Raw genomic sequence first — 18,882 nt, forward strand, 5'->3', positions numbered from 1 at the left:
TCTGTGGACGACAACCGGCACCCAGGCCCAGCGCCACGCCGTGAGCCGTCACAGGTGATCCGGCGCGATCCGAACCATCGTCCCGCCTGGCCGCCGAACCCGCAACCGGCCCCCGTTCGTGCCGGCCCCCCGCCTCCCCGCCGCCCGTCCCCACCAGCAGGGACGCCACCACCACCGCCGCCTGCCCCGCTCAAGCGCCGGCGCAAACGGCACTGGGGGGCAATCCTGCTGGCCCTGCTGCTGGTCGGGGTGATGGCGCTGGTCGGGGGCGGGGCGTGGATCGACACGTCGCTGCACCGCATCACGGCGTTCGACTCGTATCCGGACCGTCCGGCACCGGGTCACGGCACCAACTGGTTGCTCGTCGGCTCCGACAGCCGTCAGGACCTCACCCCCGAGCAGCAGGCCGACCTCGCCACCGGAGGAAACATCGGCAACGGCCGCACCGACACCATCCTGCTGGTGCACATCCCGGCGCTCGGGTCGAGCACACCCCCGACGATGGTCAGCATCCCGCGAGATTCCTACGTGCCGATACCCGACAACGGCAAGGACAAGATCAACGCCGCATTCTCGCTAGGGGGCGCACCGCTGCTGGCACAGACCGTCGAGCAGGCCACCGGGCTGCGTCTGGACCATTACGCCGAGATCGGCTTCGGCGGATTCGCCGACCTGGTCGACGCCGTCGGCGGCGTCACGGTATGCCCGGCCGAGCCGATGAGCGACCCCCTGGCCGGCATCGACCTGCCCGCGGGCTGTCAGCAGCTCGACGGGCGCAACGCGCTCGGTTTCGTGCGGTCCCGCGCCACACCGCGCGCCGACCTGGACCGCATGGTCCACCAGCGGCAGTTCATGTCGGCGCTGCTGCACCGCGCGACGAGCCCGGGTGTGCTGCTCAATCCGCTGCGATGGTCTCCCATGGCGCATGCGGCGGCCAAGACGGTCACCGTCGACCAGGACGCGCACGTGTGGGATCTGGCGCGGCTCGGCTGGGCATTGCACGGCGATCCGGTCACCACCACGGTGCCCATCGGAGACTTCAGCGCGAGCGAATCCGGTTCGGTGGTGGTGTGGGACCACGACGCCGCGAGCCGATTGTTCGACGCATTGGCAGCCGATTCGCCGCCACCCGCCGACACCCTCAACGCCAATGAACCAAAAGGTTAGGCAAAGCTAAAAATATCGATCAGCAAATTCGAGCCAGAATGTGTCATCCACGTCACAGGAGTTAGGCAATGCTGACCTCAATGAGGCTGACCTTCTCAATGCATGCCGTCTGACCTGCTATATCATCACTGACATGACAACCACTGGCGCACTCGAAACAAAATTCCACACACTTCTGCAGGACCAAATCCGCAATGAATTCACTGCTTCACAGCAATACATTGCGATTGCCGTGTATTTCGATGGCGCCGATCTTCCCCAGCTCGCCAAGCACTTCTACAACCAATCGGTCGAAGAACGCAATCACGCGATGATGCTGGTGCAGTACCTGCTCGACCGTGACATCGAGGTCGAGATCCCCGGCACCGACGCGGTGTGCAACCAGTTCGACGAGCCCCGCGACGCCCTGCTGCTTTCGCTCAAGCAGGAGCGCACGGTCACCGAGCAGATCAGCCGACTGGCCAGCGTGGCCCGCGAGGAGGGCGACTACCTCGGCGAGCAGTTCACGCAGTGGTTCCTCAAGGAGCAGGTCGAAGAGGTGGCGTCGATGTCGACGCTGGTCCGCATCGCCGAGCGTGCCGGTGACAACCTGTTCCATCTGGAGGACTTCGTCGCCCGCGAAATGGCGGCCACCGCAGGCGCCGATCCCTCGGCTCCCAAAGCCGCCGGGGGCACCCTCTAAGAGTTCGACACGCCGCCCGTCCCGCCCGCACCGGTCAGGCCGTTCAGCAGCCAGTCCTTGGTGCGGCCGGGATGGTTGGTGGCTACCCAGGCCACCCCGATATCCCGGCAGAACTGCACGTCCTCGTAATGGTCCACGGTCCAGCAGTACAGCGCCCGGCCCTGCGCTGCCGCCCGGTCGACCAATTCCGGATGCTCCCGCAACGTGGCGATGGACGGTCCGACGGCCGTGGCTCCCACCGTCGTCGCCGCGCTTCCGCCCAGGTACCGCGAGGTCTCCCCGAGCAGCACCGTCGGCAGCATCGGCGCAGCCCGCCGGATTCGCCACACCGCGGCCGCCGAGAAGGACATCACCACGGCCCGGGACAGATCCGCCGACGCGGGTGAGGCGATCCCGTAGCGATGCAGCAGGGCCAGCACCTTGTTCTCCACCAATGCGCCATAGCGGACCGGATGCTTGGTCTCGATGAACAGCTTCACCGGCCGGTTCCAGTCCAACACCATCGAGACCAGTGCATCCAGGGTCAGCAGCCCGGTGTCTCCCTGACCACCGTCGGTGTCCCTGCTGGCATGCCACGATCCGTAGTCGAGGTCGCGCAGCTCGGAGAGGGACATTTCACTGACCAACCCGGTACCCGTCGACGTGCGATCCACCCGGCGGTCGTGCACGCACACCAGGTGTCCGTCGCGGGTGAGCCGCACATCGCATTCGACACCGTCGGCTCCCTCCCGCAGCGCGAGATCATAGGCGGCAAGGGTGTGTTCGGGCCGGTCCGCGGAGGCCCCGCGATGCGCCACCACAAACGGATGCGATGGACCCGGTGTCGCTGGCTCTTCGGCAGCGGCTTCGCCCGCGTTCATACCGCTATGCTGCCGGGTTTTGCCCTCGGGTCTCAACCGGAACCGCCGATTCCGGCTCGTCCGCAGCGCCGGCGGGGTGCGTCGGATCGTTTGGTTCGCTTGCGTCCGGGTCGCTTGCCACCACCACCCAGCGCCGGGTGCTGTGCTCGCCCGGGGCGCCCTCGAAACCGAGATATACCCGCGAGACCAGCACGATCGTAGCCAGGGCCAGCAGATACCCGACGGCGACGGTCACGTTGTCGTCGGCAAGGTTCTGCGTGCTGTTGGCAAAGAACGTGACGACGACGGTGTCGACGACCGACCACAGCGCGACGACGGCGCTGAGCGCCCACACGATCCACCACACCACGATCGGGCGGTGCAGCCGCGTCAGCCGGCCCTCCACGGTCGCCAGCTCGATCACGTACACCGGTGTGAACACCACGTTGATTCCGGGGATCAGCGTGAGTGCCCACACCTGCGCGGCGGGGTGCGGGTCGGTCTGCCCGCGTTCGGCATAGGCGGCCGCACGTCGTGCGATGAGCCATTTGACCAAGATCACCGCGGTGATGCCCAGGATGACGAGCGCCACGAGGCTGGCCAACACACCGAAGACCACCGCCGCGGCGGCGATCCACGGATTCAGCAGGATGCTGCGGTTGATCAGCATCAGCGCGTAGCGCAGCACATGAGCTAAGGCCGCGACACCGAGCGCCACCATGGTGGCGACCAGCATGGTGCGCACAGTTGCTGGTTGGGGCCCGGCATGTTCGCGGGCCTGCTCCTCGCCGGCGACATCGAAATGCTGCTGCAGGCCCCAGCGCGGGACGACGGGGTAGTGAGGGGTGGGCCCGAGCGGCCCGCGCCGCAGGCGGCGTCGCGGCGGCGCGCCCGGGCGCAGCGCGACCCAGCGATAGCCGGGCGCCGGGCGAGATGGGGTCGCCTGCGGCGACCGCTTGCCTTGCGGCTGGGCGGACCCGTGCGGCTGTGGAGGTGGTGTCGGAGCGGCCTGCGGAGGCGGCGACAGACCCGGCCCGCCCGGCGGCGGTGTCCACTGCACCACCGATGGCGCGAGCAACGTGCCACCGCACCGCGGGCACCACGACCGCTGCCGGTCACGCACGTTCCAGCGCGTTCCGCACTGCGAACACACCTGGATCATCGGTTCAGCCTAGCGACGGTTGCGGAGCGGCCTCTCACACGCTGCCAGGACTGCCGTCGTCGGTGACCACTGGCCGGCCGGCGCCCACCCAAGCCAGCATTCCGCCGTCGACATTGGTGGGCGCGTATCCGTTGCGCGCGAGGTAGTTGGCAACACGCAACGAGCGGCCGCCCGCGTGGCACACCACGAACAATTCGGCATCTGGGTCGATCTCGGCCATCCGGGCCGGCACATCGCCCATCGGGATGTGCTGGGCCCCCGCCACATGACCGCGTTGCCACTCGTCGTCCTCGCGCACATCGAGCAGTACCACCGTCTCACCGAAAGTCGCCGGAACAGCGGCAATACCGACCTGCGCGACCTCAACGTCGTCCATACCGTCCATGCTTGCACGCGGATTCGTGCGATGCATCCAGTCCCCGGCCCGACTGTTGGTTTAGCAATCCGAAACTATCCACAGTTTCCACAGGTTCATCCACAGGCCGGTACCTGTGCCGGTGCGCGTCAACCGGGTTTAGCTGTGCGCATGCTGATCACCGTTGTGGATAACCCTGTGTTCGTCTGCCTATCGATCAACAGCCGCTCAGGTCCGAGCGAAATGAGTTGTTCGGCTAACCATTCATCTCGGCACATCGCCGTGGTATCTCCTGCGGCCAACCGGTGCACATCGGGTCGCGGCCGGCTGTCGAAGCCATCCCGCACCGCCTGACCGGGCGGACCCCAGAGCGGGGTCGGTGCCTGGGGTTTTGCGGTGGGAGACGGTGGATTTTTGCCCACCCGCCCAAGGGTCTATGCTCGGCGTCACACCAGCCGTTGTGACAGAACTCACTGGGGCGAACGTTGATCCTGCAGTTCAGGAGTGTCTGATGGCATCACATCCAATGGGCTCCGGGAGGGTCGTACCGCATCCTGAGCGGCATCCATCCGGCTGTCTGCACACGCAGAATCAGCTCATGGTCTTTCTCCGCGCGAGCGCTATCGCGCTGATCCTGCTGGGCGTCCTGGCGCTGATCGTCTGGATCTGACTGCCGAACCGTCGGGTCCACATGTGAGGGATGACACGCATCGTTGCGATGCGCGTTGCGATGAAGCAATGTGTACGACGATCTTGTGGACGCCCGGCGCGATCGACCAATTTGAGGAAGGACTCACGTGGCTGAATACACCCTGCCCGACCTGGATTACGACTACGGAGCGCTTGAACCGCACATCTCCGGACAGATCAACGAGCTGCACCACAGCAAACATCACGCAGCGTATGTCAAGGGTGTCAACGACGCGGTGGCCAAGCTTGAGGAAGCCCGCGCCAACGGCGATCACGCCGCCATCTTCCTCAACGAGAAGAACCTCGCCTTCCACCTGGGCGGGCACGTCAACCACTCGATCTGGTGGAAGAACCTCTCCCCGAACGGTGGTGACAAGCCGACCGGCGACCTCGCTGCGGCCATCGACGACCAGTTCGGTTCGTTCGACAAGTTCCAGGCTCAGTTCACCGCTGCCGCCAACGGTCTGCAGGGTTCAGGCTGGGCGGTGCTCGGTTACGACAGCCTCGGTGACCGGCTGCTGACCTTCCAGCTCTACGACCAGCAGGCCAACGTGCCCCTCGGCATCATTCCGCTGCTGCAGGTCGACATGTGGGAGCACGCCTTCTACCTGCAGTACAAGAACGTCAAGGCCGACTATGTGAAGGCGTTCTGGAACGTCGTCAACTGGGAGGACGTCCAGAACCGGTACGCGGCCGCGACCTCGAAGGCAAACGGCCTGATCTTCGGCTGACCCGGTCTCATCCGGTCCGGGGATCGATTCGATCTCTCCAGAATGGGGCGTCGCGCAGTTTGCGCGACGCCCCGTTCTCGTATTGAGACCTGGCCGATCCCGTTTTCCCTTGCACGACCCACGCACCTGCCGCATGCTGAAGTGATCGAGTGTGAACAGATGCGAACAGAAAGGTGCCGGCGCCCCAACTCCTATGTCCGGGAGGCGAAATGGACTCTGGGTCTTCTCGGGCGATCGAAATCGCCCCGTTTCAGTCCGGCGGGTTCCTCAAGGGGTTCGTGGTGTCTGGGCGTTGGCCGGACACCACGAAAGAATGGGCCCAGCTGCTGATTGTGACCGTGCGGATCGCGTCGGTACCCGGATTACTCTCCACTACAACGATTTTCGGGGTCCGCGAGGAACTGCCCGAGCAGCCTCAGCCCGGTACGATCGGACTCGTACTCGCCGAGGGACCGGTAGTGGGTGAGTCTGCGTTGCCGCCAGGCTATTTCGCCGCTCATCAACCGCCCGCACTCCTGATACTTCATCCACCGTCCGAGACCACACCGTCGCTGCCCGAATGCACCGGTGCCGCATCGGGCTGCGTATTGCTGCCCGGTCTGCCTTATCTCGGGCTGGATCATCGGGCGGCGTGGGTGGAGGCCGAGTCCGACGGCACCGTCACGTCGATGGTGAGTCGAGTCGGTGTAGACCCGATCAGTCATCCGGATACCGCAATTCTCGCCATGCTGCTTGCCGCATGACCGGGACGTCTGTCCCAAAATTCGGAAGGGTCGTTCTCTGACGGGCAGAACCTGGCCTAGCGATCGATATCGATAGCGGGTCAAGCGATTTATGCATTCCGCCACCAGGGTATTGATGTCAACGAAAAGACCGGGACAGCGCCGTCACCGGCTTTCGTGGGCCCGCCGGCCGCGCGTGTCAATTGCTGCACGACACTGCCGCCGCGCAGCCCGACAGTTGTGGGCATCCGCGCTCCAGCAAATATGCGCTTCCCCGGAGGGGGTCGAGCCTCAGGTTGCCCACAGGAAACCTGAACCACTCTGCACGAGAGGCCGAAGGGAGCGCACCCCCGGCAATGCGACGCAACCGTCGCTATTTGCTTTGCCACCCGGTGCAATCCCGCCATCGACCTGTGACGAAAGCCCCGATTTGCACGGCCAAGATGGTAGAAACGGTAAGCCGGGTTAACTTTTACGCGGTTTGCACTTGGTAGTTGACACAGTTCTCGCTACGATGGTCAGCAAATACGCCGCCTATTCGTTGCCGCTCAAGATGCATGTGGAGGTCAATTCGATGAGCAAGACGTTCGCCGCCCGTCTCAACCGGCTGTTCGACACGGTCTATCCCCCAGGGCGCGGGGCCCACACGTCGGCCGAGGTGATTGCTGCGTTGAAGTCCGAGGGCATCACCATGTCGGCTCCGTACCTCTCGCAGCTTCGGTCGGGCAACCGCACCAACCCGTCAGTGGCCACCATGGCCGCCCTTGCCAACTTCTTCCGGATCAAGCCGGCGTACTTCACCGACGACGAGTACTACGAGAAGCTCGACAAAGAACTGACCTGGCTCGCGAGCATGCGCGATGAAGGGGTTCGCCGTATCGCCGCCCGCACGGTCGGGCTCTCTGCACAGGCTCAGCAGGACATCGCGCAAAAGGTCGACGAGCTGCGCCGCCTCGAGCGTCTCGACGACTGACCCGGCCGTCCTCCAGCCAATCATCAGCGACAGCACCCAGACAGGGACCGACGCCGTCGGTCCCTGTCTGGGTTTTGTGCGTCTACCGCTTCGTTTACGTTCTGCCTCTGGAACGTTGTAGGGCGCGGTACTCCTGCGCGATCGCGAGAATCCACTCGCGATCGGAATACGACTCCGGTTGACGCAACCAGGTCAACCCCGGAAACTCCGATACTTCGCCGTCAGCGTCGAAGTGGTCGACACCACGGGTCTGGTAGATCCACCGCGCCACCGCGCGAGCTTGTTGAACCGGCGACACCGCGTCGGGATCGGTTGGGCGGATTTCGGCGCCCACTGTTCGGAGACGTCCGACTGCTTCGCGCCGGCGGCCCGCGGCGGCGGTCGCCTCCAGGTAGAGCGAGTCCGAGATCAGTGACATCCGCTCGGCCACTCGGAACACCAGCGGGCCGCGTGGCCGTACGCCGATACCGGCGTCGGGATGCCTGCGGCCGAGTTCGGTGAGCAGCGGGGCGATGACACGCAATTCCTGTCGGGCACCGAACCAGTCCTCGACGCTTGGCAGCAGCGAGCCGGCAGCAACGACGATCATGGCACAGCCGAGCAGGGTCGCCGCCGATCCGACACCAACCATCGGTGTGTGCCCGACTGCTCGCAGGAGGAAGAAGGCGCTGGCTGCAACGATCAGTGCGATGCCCAGGCTGAACACGAACAGCGCACGGCCCCGACGGCTCCTGTTCGAGTACCGCAGACCGGCCCAAACCACGAGCGTCAGGGCCAGCAGCACATACAGCAACGGCAACAGCCACGTGATGCCGTTGCTGCCGAGGTCCCGTTTGAGGTACTCCTCCGGTGCCATCTCGGGTTGCCGGGGCGACCGGAAGAACAGCGCCAGGCTGACGATCGCGACGACCGCCGCCGCACCGTATTGCGCTACGGCAAGGCGGCGCGTGATTGCCGGTGAATGATCCGATGCCGCACTGGTGATCATGACGCAACTGCCTGCGGCGCAGGCGATCAGCGCGACCTGGCTGAGTGCTATCCCGATATTGGGCCAGTGCGCGATAGTGTCGATCAGCAAGGCGAGCGGTTGCCAGTTAAGCGCCGCCACCACGCCGAGACTGCCGAGCGCAACGATCATGGCCAGGCTGACCAGCGATTGTTTGTTGACCAGTGCCCAACCGATGCGCAGTCCAGTAGCCAGACCGAGCAGGCCGGCGATCACCCAGATGATCAACCAAACGCCTCTCCGAGGCGAACCTGGATGATCGACGCCCGGTCGGACGGGAGCCGGCCCAATCGGTAGAGCAGCAGCGCCGCGAAGTCCTCGGCCTCCTGTTCGATGTCCTCGCCGTTGGGACCCATGCATCCGGTGCGCTGGTTGAGCATGTAGGCGATCAGATCGGCACTGGCCAGCTCGACCGATTCCTCGGCGGCCTCGATAATCGAGATCCCTTCGTGGCCCAGCACCAGGTGACCCAGTTCGTGCGCCAGGGTCCGGTCCCAGGTCGGCAATCCCTGCTGGATCAGGAAAACGTCCCGGTCGGCGTACTGCCGCCACTGACCGCATACCCCCGGCGGCAGCTCCTCCATCATCAGCTCGATCGGTCTACCCCGGTCCTCACTGACGGCTTCGACCAAGCGGACCAGCGTCACTTCGCCCCGCCGCGGCGCTAGTTCAAGCACCGCGTTGACAGCCCGCGTGACAGTACGACTGGCTGACATACCTCCCCCTTTCCGCCGTGCGCCTCGTTACTCGACAAACCGTGCGACGTTGATCCGCACCGCACGCCCGGCTCTGGCCTGGCGATAGCCCACAATGCCTCCTGCCCCGGTCAGCGCCATGATCCCGATCGTCCCCGACACGGCCAGCGCGGCGATCTCGGGCGTCCCCGCCGTCCGTAGATATTCGCCGTAACCCGCCCGGTACGTCGCGGGTACAGCCCCGTGGTCGTGTCCGTCGGCCTGCGGTGCGGGTGCCGGAGGCCGCTGTTCCGGCGTGGGCTGCAGCGCCGGGCGTTGATCCGACCCCGCACCCGACCCGCCGTCACCGTTCGGGGCTCCGGGCGGCACGACCACCGGTGGCACCGCGACGGAGATGAGAACCGGTATCGCGGCCGCGGCTGCGATACCGGGCGGTGAGGCTGCGGCCGGCTGCGCCGACGCGGGGTCGGACAACTCGCGTTGAGGCGGCTGCATCTGCGGTACCGGAGCCCCGAACAGCTGCGGCATGGCGACTACGCCGCGACCGCTGCCTCCGTCGGTCGACGAGACACCACCAACCGAGCTCGACGTGGTGCTCTCGGGGGACGACGACGTGGTTTTCGACGACGTGGTTTCGGGAGGCGACGAGGTAGTAGAGGCTGTGGTCGACGGAGTGGTGGACGCTGTCGTCGACGGGGTGGTGGACGCTGTCGTCGACGGGGTAGTGGACGCTGTCGTCGATGCGGTCGTCGTATTGGTCGAGGTGTCCGTTTCGGTCGCTGTATCCGTCGGCGGAGTCTCCGTCGGAGACTCCCCACCGGAGGTCGGGGCTTGCGATCCCGACGGGTCGGTCGGCTCACCGGTGTCGGTGGGTTTGCCGGTCTGGGTCGGTTTACCCGTCCCAGAAGGCCTACCGGTCTTGGTCGGGCTATCGGTCCCGGTGGGTTGGTGGGTGTGGGTGGCGTCGGTGGGTGGCTTTGTGTGCCCACCCGACTGATGTCCGCCATGACCTTCGTCGTCGGACCCGGGCCCTCGACCCGGTCCGCGCGGCTTGCCACCGTAGTCGTTCCCGTGGCCGTTGCCGTCCTTGTTCTGCCCGGCACCGGCGCCGGCAGAATCGCCGGCACCGCGACCGGAGTCTCTCCCGCCGTGGTCTGGATCGGCAAATGCCAGCGCCCCGCCGACACCGGCGATGAACAGGCCGGAAGTCACCATGATGGTTGAGGCGGCGACACGCACCCGCGAACGCACTCTGTCACCCCCTTTCCGCGCATCGCCCGACGATGTATTGACGTGCTGACATTGTCGCACAGCTGGGCTATCCGGTTTGCTAGCTGTGCTGATTAACCGGGCCACCGCCAGGGTGTGGAAGCAGAGCAAACCTGCTGGACGATACTGTGGATCAGCAGCAGTGCAGCGGTGAGAACCAATACTCGACGAGACGACCCGGAGGCAGCCGGAATGGGCCTGTTCACGCCACGCAAAAGCCGTGCCACCCGGCGAGCCGAAGTCCGCGCGATCAAGGCCAAGGCCAAGCTGGAAGCTCGGCTCACCGCAAAGAACGAGGCTCGGCGAATCAAAGAAGACCGCAAGGCCGAGCGCAAGTCACTCAAAGCGCAGCTCAAAGCCCAGCGCGATAGTGACCGCAACGCACTCAAAGTGGCTGAGACGCAGCTGAAGGCAGCCCGCGAGGGCAAGCTGCTCTCACCGATCCGGATCCGCCGACTGCTGACCATCACGCGTTTGCTGGCACCGGTTCTCGTGCCGTTGGTCTACCGGGCCGCCATCGCCGCACGTGGCGCCATCGATGAACGCAGGGCCGATCAGCTCGGCGTGCCGTTGAGTCAGCTCGGCCAGTTCTCCGGGCATGGCGCGCAGCTGTCGGCTCGTATCGCAGGTGCTGAACAATCCCTGCGCCTGGTCACCGACAAGGCTCCGAAGGACGCCGAGACCAAGCAGTTCGTCGCGGCCATCACCGATCGGCTCACCGACCTGGGTGCCGCGGTGGCCGCCGCCGAACACATGCCCACCACGCGTCGCCGGGGCGCCCATGCGGCGATCGCTGCCCAGCTCGACGGCATCGACGCCGACTTGCTGGCCCGGCTCGGTCTGGTCTGACCCGTGCCATGACGGGCGCCCGTACCGATCTTGCGGCTGCGCTACGAGGTGTGTCCGTCGGGGTACTCACCGCGGTACTGGCGGTGGCCGCCCACGGAACCGCGGGCGGAGGATGGCCGGGCGGCGCGGGCGCCGTGCAGCTTGCACTGCTGGCAGTGACACTCGGCGCGGTGGCGTCAACCGTCCGCGCCACGACCGGCGCCCTGGCGCTCTCCGGTCTGCTCGGCGTCGGACAGCTGCTGGCCCATGTGCTGCTCGCGATCGACGGCCATGCTCACGGGTCGCATCCGCTACAGCCCAGCGCCCCCATGCTGGTAGCGCACCTGGTCGCCGTCACCGCCGAGGCCCTTCTCATCACGGGTGGAACGCGGCTGTGCACCGCATTGTCCCGGACCATCTGCTCGTTGGCGCGCCCCGCACATCCGAGATCGGAGTCGGCGACGCGTACCGCCGTCCACAGCGCCGACCAACCGTTGCATTCCGCGCGGCTGTTGGGCAGTTCGATGTCCCATCGGGGTCCGCCGGTCGGCGTCATCCGCTGACCTACCCATCCCGATCATCCACGAAAGACATCGAGTCACAATGAAATCCCGTAGCCGGGCGTGTTCGCGCGCCCTGCCCGCCGCGGCAGCGGCTCTGGTGGCCGGCCTGCTCACCGCGGCGCCCGCGGCCGCCCACGTCCATGTCAATGCCGACAATCCCACGCCGGGCAGCACATCGCTGCTCACCTTCCAGGTTCCCGGTGAATCCGACACCGGGGCTCTGACAACACAATTGAGCGTCGCCCTGCCCAACGTCGCCTCCGCGCGTGCTGAGGTCATGCCGGGTTGGACGGTCAAGCTGGACCGCGACACCGCGGCGGGCACTACCCGTTCGGTGACTTGGACAGCCGCCCCGGGCGTCGGCATCTCGCCCGATCAGTTCGCCTTGTTCCGGATCGCGGTGAAGCTGCCGAGCACCGACACGGTGAGTTTCCCTGCCACCCAGACATATTCGGATGGCCAGGTGGTGCACTGGGATCAGGCCCCGCTGCCCGGTGGCGGTGAGCCAGAATATCCGGCACCCGAACTGAAGCTGTCCGGTGCGGCCGCCGGCGATGACGACCATGATCACGAGGCCACCCCCACCATCACCGCGACGGCGGAATCTGCCCAACAGCCGGCCGGTACCGTCGACAACACGGCGCGCTGGCTGGCCGGCGGCGCGCTGACGGCGGCCGCGATCGCCGTGGTGGCGGCACTGGCAGCACGGCGCCGGTCATGAGGCGCGTGCTGGCAACGGTTCTGGCCGGATTCGCCTTGGCGGCAATGTCATTGGCTACAGCTGGTACCGCGTCGGCGCATGCCACCAGGATCGCCACCGACCCCGCCGAACACGCCGCACTGGCCGTCTCACCGCAACGGGTCAGCGCAACATTCAACGAGGTCCTGCAAAAGACGTTCGCCGACATGACGGTCGTCGGGCCCGACGGCAACCTGTGGTCGACCGGCGACGCCCAGGTGCAGGGCGCGATCATCAGCATGGCGGTGCGACCGCTCGGCCCGGCAGGCACGTACACGGTGAACTACCGGGTCACCTCGGCAGACGGCCACGTGGTGTCCGGTTCGTGGTCGTTCGAGCTGACCGTGGCGGGCACCGGGACACCGGGACCGGCCGCCGGATCGGCGAGCCGTTCCGACGGCAGCGTGCCGGTGTGGCCGTTCGTGCTGGCGGCCGCAGTGATCGTGGGTGGCGGAGCTTGGTGGGTACTGCGCCGACGGTCGTGATCGGACGGGTGGTGGCCTGCGGTGCGCTCATCGTCGCCGCGTCGGTGGCCGGCGCCTGGGCGCTGGCCTATCCCCAGAGCTCGATAGGCGATTCCTCGGCACGCGCCGCAGCCGACGGTGCCGCCATCGTCACCGTGGGGCTGGCCGTGGTACCGATGCTCGACACGGCGCGTTACCGAGCCGAGTCGATCCGGTCGACGACCGGACCGTTGGTCTGGAGCAGTGTGCTCTGGCTGCTGACCGAGTTGGTGCGGCTGGTCGCCGAAACGGCCCGGGCGGCCGACGTATCCGTGCTGCACCTCGGCGTGCGGACCAACACCGAGTTCGCGCTGCACACCGCGGCGGGCCGGTCCACCGTGGCCGGCATCGTCGCGGCACTGGCGGTCGGCGTCATAGCGCTCACGTTGCCGCGGACTGCGACAGCGTTGATCGCGACATCCGGAATCGCGGCCGCCGGGCTGGCGGCCAGGATGCTGTCGGGGCACCTCGCCGAAAGCCCTGTCGGCGGGCTCGCAGTGGCTGTGCATGCGCTGGCCGCGGCGTTGTGGTGCGGTGTGCTGGCCGCTCTGGTCCTCACGGTGACACATCGGGGGCAGTGGGCCCGGGTGCTGCCGCGATTTTCCCAGCTGTCGCTGATGTGCGTGACGGTGCTGGTGGTCGCGGGAGTGCTCAGTGCGCTGATCCGGCTGGATGCCCCGGCAGAGCTGTGGATGACCGGTTACGGCCGGCTGCTGACGGCGAAGATCGTGCTGACTGCGGGTCTGCTGATGCTGGCCTGGCACAATAGGGCCGGTTGGGTGCCTGCGGCGCGTGCACATCGGGCAACCGCAAGACTGTCCCGGTCCCGGTCACTGACCGAGCTGGCCATGATGACCGTCGCCGTCACGTTTGCCGCGGCGTTGGCCGTGGCCGGTTGACGCCAAAGCCGCCTGGCATGATGGGGACGACTGCCCACCAGCCCGACACCGCGTTGGCTCGGAGTACCAGACACTGCAAAGGAGCAGCCAGATGGCAGAGCAGCAGGATCAACCCGAGGACAAGCCGGGCTCCGATTCCGGAGCTCCGGCGGCCCGTCCGTCAGGTGCTGCTGCCGATCCTGATGCTGTGACGCCGCCCGCCAAGAAGGTCCCCGCAAAGAAGGCACCGGCGAAGAAGGCCCCCGCCAAAAAAGCACCAGCGAAGGCCGCTGCCGCGAAGGCATCGGCCAAAAAAGCTCCCGCAAAGAAAGCCCCGGCCAAAAAGGCGCCCACACAGCAGCCACCCGCGCCGCCGCAAACACCCGACGATCTGACAGCAGCAGCGGAAGAGGCTGCAGCACAAGCGAAGTCGACGGTAGCCACGGCGGCCAATCCGGCGGTGCCGGTCCAGCCCGGTCCGTCGCCGCTGCCTCTCGCGGCCGCCGCGGTCATCGGCGCGCTGGTGGTCCTGCTGGTGTTCCTTACGCGGCGCCGCTCCGGCACCGACTGATCGTGGCCAAGGGCGGATCGCGAGCGTCCTGAAATAATCGGGCAGTGAGTATCGAACCCCGCGCCACCGCCGATCTGGTCGATGAGATCTACCCCGACGTCCGCAGCTGCGACCTGCAGTTGCAGAACTACGGCGCCAGGACGATGTTCGCCGGCCGGATCACCACAGTGCGTTGCTTCCAGGACAACGCCCTGCTCAAGTCGATCCTGTCCACCCCCGGTGACGGCGGGGTGCTCGTGGTCGACGGATCGGGTTCCCTGCATACCGCACTGGTGGGCGACATCATCGCCGGGCTGGCGTACCACAACGGCTGGTCCGGCGTGATCGTGAACGGCGCGGTGCGCGATGCGGCCACATTGCGCACCATCGACGTCGGCATCAAGGCCCTGGGCACCAATCCCCGTAAGGGCAGCAAGACCGGTGAGGGCGAGCGCGACGTCGAGGTCAGCTTCGGCGGTGTGACGTTCGCGCCGGGCGAGATCGCCTACGCCGACGAAGACGGCATCGTGGTGGTCGCCGCCACCTAGCGCGAGCAGACGCTAGGGCCCCTCGACACGCCGGTATCGAGGGACCTTTGCGACTGCTCGGCGGGAAAATTAAACCGGCACGGCCACGCGGTGCTTGGTGAAGTGCAGCGACTGCTCGTCGATCTTGCCGTACCGGATGGTCCGCATGTCGAAGAAGTAGTTCTGCTTGAGCTTCCACGGCGCTTCCGACCCCGACTTGGGCAGGCTGTCCATCGACCGCCGGAAGTAGCCCGGCATGAATTCCATGAACGGCAGCTCGTCGACGCTCTCGCCGGGGTGCTGCGGCTCGACCCGGTCAAAACCGTTGGCGTCCATGTAGTTCAGCAGTCTGCAGATGAACTCGGACACCAGGTCTGCCTTCAGTGTCCAGGAGGCGTTGGTATAGCCGAACGTGATCGCCAGGTTCGGCACTCCCGAAAGCATCAAACCCTTGTAGGTCATGCATTTGGGCAGGTCGATCGGCTCGCCGTTGCGGTAGGCCACCGCGCCACCGAACAACTGCATATTCAAACCCGTTGCCGTGACGATGATGTCAGCCTGCAACTCCTCACCGGAGGTCAACTTGATGCCGGTCTCGGTGAATGTCTCGATGGTGTCGGTGACGACCCCGGCCTTGCCCGACCGAATGGCCTTGAACAGATCACCATTGGGCGCCAAGCAGACTCGCTCATCCCACGGGTCGTAGCGCGGGCTGAAGTGCGTGTCGTAGTCGAAACCCTCGGGCAACCGGCGCTCGGCCATCTGACGCAGTGCCTTTTTGAACACCCCCGGAAATTTCCGGGCTATCTGGTACTGCCCGGTGCTGTAACCGATCTGCTTCCATCGGTTGGCGAAGTGCGCCAGGCGCTTCGGTAGATACTTGTTGGCCTTCTCGGCGAAGGGGTCGACGAGCGGTAGAGCGCCGATATAGGTGGGCGACCGCTGAAGCATCGTCACGTGGCCCGCACCGCCGTCGACCAACGATGGGATTAGGGTCACGGCGGTTGCACCGGAACCGATGACGACGATCTTCTTGCCTGCGTACTGCAGGTCCTCCGGCCATTGTTGCGGGTGGATGATCTGACCTTTGAAGTCCGCGGCGCCCGGAAACTCCGGCGAGTAGCCCTCGTCGTAGTTGTAGTAGCCGCTGCACACCGACAGGAACGACGCGGTGATCTGCTCGGCTTCACCGTTGTGCTCGACGTTGATCGTCCAGTGATTGCCGGCGTCGGACCAGTCCACCGACGTGACACGGTGGCCGGTGCGGATGTGCTTGTCGATGCCGTTCTCGACGGCAGCCTCGTTGATGTAGTTCCAGATCGACTGGCCGTCGGCGATCGACTTCGCCGACTCCCACGGCTTGAACCGGAAGCCGAGGGTGAACATGTCCGAGTCCGAGCGGATGCCCGGGTACTTGAAGAGGTCCCAGGTACCACCGATATTCTGCCGGCGCTCCAGGACCACGTAGCTCTTGCTCGGGCAGCGGCGCTGCAGGTGCCAGGCCGTGCTGATACCGGAGATTCCGGCGCCGACGATCACAACGTCGAAGTGTTCGATCATGGTACCGACGGTATCAACACAGTGTTGATTCAGTCAACGATATGTCGGAAATTTCGACGTGCTGTTAGGCTGCTGATTGTGACCACCGCCCAGACCCGCGCTCCACGCGGTCGCCGCGCGACGAGACCCTCGGGCGACGACCGTGAAGCGGCGATCTTGGCGACCGCGTCGCGACTGCTCGAGACCAAGGCGTTCGCCGACATCTCGGTCGACGATCTGGCCAAGGGCGCAGGTATCTCGCGGCCTACGTTCTACTTCTATTTCACCTCCAAGGAAGCCGTCCTGCTGTCCCTGCTCGATCCGCTGATCAAGCGAGCGGACACCGGCTTCGACAGGGCATTGGAGGATATGCCTGCCGACCCCAAGCGGGCGATCCGCCGCGGCATCGAGATCTTCTTCAGCTCATTCGGATCACATCCGGCAACCGCACGCGCGGGCACCGAGGCACTGAACAGCAGCCCAGAATTCCGGCACTTCTGGTCCGGCCTGATGCAGAAGTGGATCAGCCTGACCGCAGCCCTGATCACTGCCGAACGCCAACTCGGCAACGCGCCGGACACCATCCCCGCGCTCGACCTGGCCACCTCACTCAATTTGATGAACGAGCGCATGATGATGGCCACGCTCGCCGGCGAACAACCTGCTGTAGAGCACGAGAAGGTCGTCGACACCCTCGCGCACATCTGGCTGACGAGCATCTACGGGACCGCGGCCTGACCGCTGGCATCGGCATCTTGTCGGAGTGACATGCGAACATATGTTCCCCTGGGTTGCCGGTGTATCTCTCGGTCATGAGCTGGGGCTTTGCGTCGTGGACGGTGTTGTCGACGGGGTCGACTGCGGCGAATGTCTCATCCACGACGGTCCATGACTCTGGGCCTCCGCCGGGGCGACGACTCGTTGCACCCGCATATCCGCCTCCTGATCAGCGTCGACAGACTTAGCGGAACAGTAACCTGCACCACCGACATGATCCTGATGCCAAACTTCAGGCGAGGAGGATCTGATGAGTGTCACAAACTGCATCACAGGGGCAACTCGGCGGATCGCGCTTGGATTGACCACTGCGCTTGTCGCAATCGGGGTCATGGCATGTTCGTCGACGACCGCGCCGGCGCCCACCAGCACCTCTACGGGCATCGTGATGCCTGATCTGGTCGGAATGTATTGGGATGACGCCCAACCAAAGCTGGACTCACTGGGCTGGGCGGGCGTCATCGACAAGGGGCCTGATATCCCGGCAGGTCCGCAACACTGGAACCGGATCGTCACCCAAAGTCCGATGCCTGGTGAGCCCTTGGCGTCCGACGGCCGAATCACACTCCAATTCGGTGCCTGAGACAGGCATTTCGCAGGAGTGCGAGGGTCTATCTCCCGCTGACGGTGGGTCGTGCTGCCCCGGCCTGACGCAAGTCGCCAATGAGCGCGATAACGGCCCCGGTCTCTGACTCCACCCATGTCGCCTGGTCGTCGATGATCCGCGGCATCAGGATGCGGTGGCCCGCGATAGGCCACTGCACGAACTCATAGCCCGTGAGCTCGTACTGAACGTCGTCGGCCAGCCACACCGTCGCCTGTGCCGCGGTGGTCTCCAGGCGATAGCTGTTGCACCGCTGATAGGCGCCAATGTCGGCGTCGCCGGCCAGCGCGAAGCCCACGCAAACAGACCCATCGTCAGACGCAATCTTCCACATCACGTTGTCGAAGCTGATGGGTCGACCGTGCCGACGACAATCAAGGTCGCGGGTGACTGCGCGCGTGGCCGAAGCCCACGCGGCGGGAAGATCACTCGGCGGATCATCCCCGACCAGGAACTGCCAGCACAGTTCCGGAGCATCCCATGACATGCATCGACCGTCGCACACCGAGTCCACCGACGTCGACCGCTTTCACACCGAATACGGATAGGCCATCAGCGAGTACCAGGCTGCGGGTGTGGACCAGACCGCGGTGATTGTGCAGGTCAGTTCGACGCAGGTGCAGGACTACACCTACAGCTGCGTCGACCAGTTCTGATGGACACTGCGACACGCCGCCAGACGCTGGCGCTTCGGGCGAAGGAGGTCAGGGGCACAGCTCGCGACCGCGGTCAGTCACGGAAGCGAAAGAGGTTGGGACGGAATGGCGTTCGCCACCAATCTCGGCATAGCCCTTAACCTCGATCCACTGATGAACTGGCTGGTCGTGGGGTGTCGGAATGAGGAAAGTGCCTCTTGAGCTGGGAGGATTGGTGTTCTCTACGCATCAATCAGACCAGTTCAGAAAGGCACTTCCGGTGAAAGTGTCCCACAGGTTCACTGCGTCCTCGGCAGTCTTCGATGATGAGCGTCTGGTGTCGTGCGCGGGGCTGGTTCCGGTGATGACGTTGGCTGCTCAGACGGGACTGCCGAAACTGTTGGCTGACAAGGTGCATATCGCGGCACCGCGGGTCAGGTCCGGGTCG

Annotated in this window: 25 protein-coding genes and 1 pseudogene; 18 read left to right on the forward strand and 8 right to left on the reverse strand. The window is 65.6% G+C overall.

Going from position 1 to position 18,882, the window contains the following annotated elements; genetic code table 11:
- Positions 1-3: 3 nt before the first annotated feature.
- The gene (locus H276_RS0117685) at positions 4-1,167 is read left to right on the forward strand and encodes an LCP family protein (RefSeq protein WP_231376709.1); all 1,164 of its coding nucleotides are present in this window, start codon (positions 4-6) and stop codon (positions 1,165-1,167) included.
- Positions 1,168-1,300: 133 nt separating this feature from the next.
- Positions 1,301-1,849, forward strand: coding sequence for a ferritin (locus H276_RS0117690; RefSeq protein ID WP_026357136.1), 549 nt, complete (start codon positions 1,301-1,303; stop codon positions 1,847-1,849).
- Here H276_RS0117690 and H276_RS0117695 read toward each other — a convergent pair.
- From H276_RS0117695 to H276_RS0117705, 3 genes are read right to left on the reverse strand one after another with little or no spacing between them, the layout of a single operon-like run.
- Positions 1,846-2,709, reverse strand: coding sequence for a glycerophosphodiester phosphodiesterase (locus H276_RS0117695; RefSeq protein ID WP_019972630.1), 864 nt, complete (start codon positions 2,707-2,709; stop codon positions 1,846-1,848). The genes H276_RS0117690 and H276_RS0117695 overlap by 4 nt on opposite strands.
- Positions 2,710-2,713: 4 nt before the next feature.
- The gene (locus tag H276_RS0117700; RefSeq protein ID WP_019972631.1) at positions 2,714-3,850 is read right to left on the reverse strand and encodes a DUF4328 domain-containing protein; all 1,137 of its coding nucleotides are present in this window, start codon (positions 3,848-3,850) and stop codon (positions 2,714-2,716) included.
- Between the two features lie 34 nt (positions 3,851-3,884).
- Positions 3,885-4,226, reverse strand: coding sequence for a rhodanese-like domain-containing protein (locus H276_RS0117705; RefSeq protein ID WP_026357137.1), 342 nt, complete (start codon positions 4,224-4,226; stop codon positions 3,885-3,887).
- 490 nt (positions 4,227-4,716) lie between these two features.
- Between H276_RS0117705 and H276_RS25050 the strand changes: the two genes are divergently transcribed.
- From H276_RS25050 to H276_RS0117725, 4 genes are all read left to right on the forward strand, one after another.
- Positions 4,717-4,875 carry a hypothetical protein gene (locus H276_RS25050; protein ID WP_196807944.1) on the forward strand — a complete coding sequence of 53 codons (159 nt, stop codon included), beginning with the start codon at positions 4,717-4,719 and terminating at the stop codon, positions 4,873-4,875.
- Between the two features lie 127 nt (positions 4,876-5,002).
- Positions 5,003-5,626 carry a superoxide dismutase gene (locus tag H276_RS0117715; protein ID WP_019972634.1) on the forward strand — a complete coding sequence of 208 codons (624 nt, stop codon included), beginning with the start codon at positions 5,003-5,005 and terminating at the stop codon, positions 5,624-5,626.
- 209 nt (positions 5,627-5,835) lie between these two features.
- Positions 5,836-6,369: a hypothetical protein gene (locus tag H276_RS0117720; RefSeq protein ID WP_019972635.1), complete on the forward strand. Its 534-nt coding sequence runs from the start codon at positions 5,836-5,838 to the stop codon at positions 6,367-6,369.
- 553 nt (positions 6,370-6,922) lie between these two features.
- Positions 6,923-7,321 (forward strand): secretion protein EspR, encoded by a 399-nt coding sequence (locus H276_RS0117725; protein ID WP_026357138.1) that lies wholly within the window; start codon positions 6,923-6,925, stop codon positions 7,319-7,321.
- 94 nt (positions 7,322-7,415) lie between these two features.
- On the opposite strand, the gene H276_RS0117730 is transcribed toward H276_RS0117725, so the two are convergent.
- From H276_RS0117730 to H276_RS0117740, 3 genes are read right to left on the reverse strand one after another with little or no spacing between them, the layout of a single operon-like run.
- Positions 7,416-8,555 (reverse strand): hypothetical protein, encoded by a 1,140-nt coding sequence (locus tag H276_RS0117730; RefSeq protein ID WP_019972637.1) that lies wholly within the window; start codon positions 8,553-8,555, stop codon positions 7,416-7,418.
- Positions 8,552-9,043 carry an ImmA/IrrE family metallo-endopeptidase gene (locus H276_RS0117735; protein ID WP_026357139.1) on the reverse strand — a complete coding sequence of 164 codons (492 nt, stop codon included), beginning with the start codon at positions 9,041-9,043 and terminating at the stop codon, positions 8,552-8,554. Before H276_RS0117735 ends, H276_RS0117730 begins: the two co-directional genes overlap by 4 nt.
- A gap of 27 nt (positions 9,044-9,070) precedes the next feature.
- Complete coding sequence (locus tag H276_RS0117740; RefSeq protein ID WP_019972639.1) at positions 9,071-9,550, reverse strand: hypothetical protein; 480 nt, start codon at positions 9,548-9,550, stop codon at positions 9,071-9,073.
- Between H276_RS0117740 and H276_RS0117745 the strand changes: the two genes are divergently transcribed.
- From H276_RS0117745 to rraA, 9 genes are all read left to right on the forward strand, one after another.
- Positions 9,549-10,019 (forward strand): hypothetical protein, encoded by a 471-nt coding sequence (locus H276_RS0117745; protein ID WP_019972640.1) that lies wholly within the window; start codon positions 9,549-9,551, stop codon positions 10,017-10,019. The two genes, H276_RS0117740 and H276_RS0117745, sit on opposite strands and share 2 nt — an antisense overlap.
- Positions 10,004-10,246, forward strand: a complete 243-nt coding sequence (locus H276_RS0117750; RefSeq protein WP_155943147.1) for a hypothetical protein — start codon at positions 10,004-10,006, stop codon at positions 10,244-10,246. The genes H276_RS0117745 and H276_RS0117750 overlap by 16 nt, the downstream gene beginning before the upstream one ends.
- Positions 10,247-10,483: 237 nt before the next feature.
- Positions 10,484-11,140, forward strand: a complete 657-nt coding sequence (locus tag H276_RS0117755; RefSeq protein WP_019972642.1) for a DUF6474 family protein — start codon at positions 10,484-10,486, stop codon at positions 11,138-11,140.
- A gap of 50 nt (positions 11,141-11,190) precedes the next feature.
- Positions 11,191-11,682 carry a hypothetical protein gene (locus tag H276_RS0117760; protein WP_019972643.1) on the forward strand — a complete coding sequence of 164 codons (492 nt, stop codon included), beginning with the start codon at positions 11,191-11,193 and terminating at the stop codon, positions 11,680-11,682.
- A 40-nt stretch (positions 11,683-11,722) separates the two neighbouring features.
- The gene (locus H276_RS0117765; protein ID WP_019972644.1) at positions 11,723-12,403 is read left to right on the forward strand and encodes a YcnI family protein; all 681 of its coding nucleotides are present in this window, start codon (positions 11,723-11,725) and stop codon (positions 12,401-12,403) included.
- Positions 12,400-12,906, forward strand: coding sequence for a copper resistance CopC family protein (locus H276_RS0117770; protein ID WP_019972645.1), 507 nt, complete (start codon positions 12,400-12,402; stop codon positions 12,904-12,906). Before H276_RS0117765 ends, H276_RS0117770 begins: the two co-directional genes overlap by 4 nt.
- On the forward strand, positions 12,882-13,823 hold the full coding sequence (locus tag H276_RS0117775) for a CopD family protein (RefSeq protein WP_019972646.1): 942 nt from the start codon (positions 12,882-12,884) through the stop codon (positions 13,821-13,823). The genes H276_RS0117770 and H276_RS0117775 overlap by 25 nt, the downstream gene beginning before the upstream one ends.
- A gap of 91 nt (positions 13,824-13,914) precedes the next feature.
- A complete protein-coding gene (locus tag H276_RS24815; RefSeq protein ID WP_019972647.1) occupies positions 13,915-14,373 on the forward strand; it encodes a hypothetical protein in 459 nt (152 codons plus the stop codon).
- A 44-nt stretch (positions 14,374-14,417) separates the two neighbouring features.
- Positions 14,418-14,900: a ribonuclease E activity regulator RraA gene (gene rraA / locus H276_RS0117785; RefSeq protein ID WP_019972648.1), complete on the forward strand. Its 483-nt coding sequence runs from the start codon at positions 14,418-14,420 to the stop codon at positions 14,898-14,900.
- A gap of 69 nt (positions 14,901-14,969) precedes the next feature.
- Here the strand turns inward: rraA and H276_RS0117790 are convergent, their stop codons facing one another.
- Positions 14,970-16,439 (reverse strand): NAD(P)/FAD-dependent oxidoreductase, encoded by a 1,470-nt coding sequence (locus tag H276_RS0117790; protein WP_019972649.1) that lies wholly within the window; start codon positions 16,437-16,439, stop codon positions 14,970-14,972.
- Positions 16,440-16,514: 75 nt separating this feature from the next.
- On the opposite strand from H276_RS0117790, the gene H276_RS0117795 reads away from it, so the two are divergent.
- Positions 16,515-17,156, forward strand: coding sequence for a TetR/AcrR family transcriptional regulator (locus H276_RS0117795; protein ID WP_026357142.1), 642 nt, complete (start codon positions 16,515-16,517; stop codon positions 17,154-17,156).
- Positions 17,157-17,445: 289 nt separating this feature from the next.
- Complete coding sequence (locus H276_RS0117800) at positions 17,446-17,778, forward strand: PASTA domain-containing protein (RefSeq protein ID WP_081625500.1); 333 nt, start codon at positions 17,446-17,448, stop codon at positions 17,776-17,778.
- Between the two features lie 28 nt (positions 17,779-17,806).
- Here the strand turns inward: H276_RS0117800 and H276_RS0117805 are convergent, their stop codons facing one another.
- Positions 17,807-18,286 carry a hypothetical protein gene (locus H276_RS0117805; protein WP_019972652.1) on the reverse strand — a complete coding sequence of 160 codons (480 nt, stop codon included), beginning with the start codon at positions 18,284-18,286 and terminating at the stop codon, positions 17,807-17,809.
- 428 nt (positions 18,287-18,714) lie between these two features.
- On the opposite strand from H276_RS0117805, the pseudogene H276_RS24820 reads away from it, so the two are divergent.
- Positions 18,715-18,882 (forward strand): annotated as a pseudogene (locus H276_RS24820) (IS1380 family transposase); the annotation flags it as partial.

Origin of the sequence: Mycobacterium sp. 141, from assembly GCF_000382405.1 — a bacterium.
Taxonomy (GTDB): Bacteria; Actinomycetota; Actinomycetes; order Mycobacteriales; family Mycobacteriaceae; genus Mycobacterium.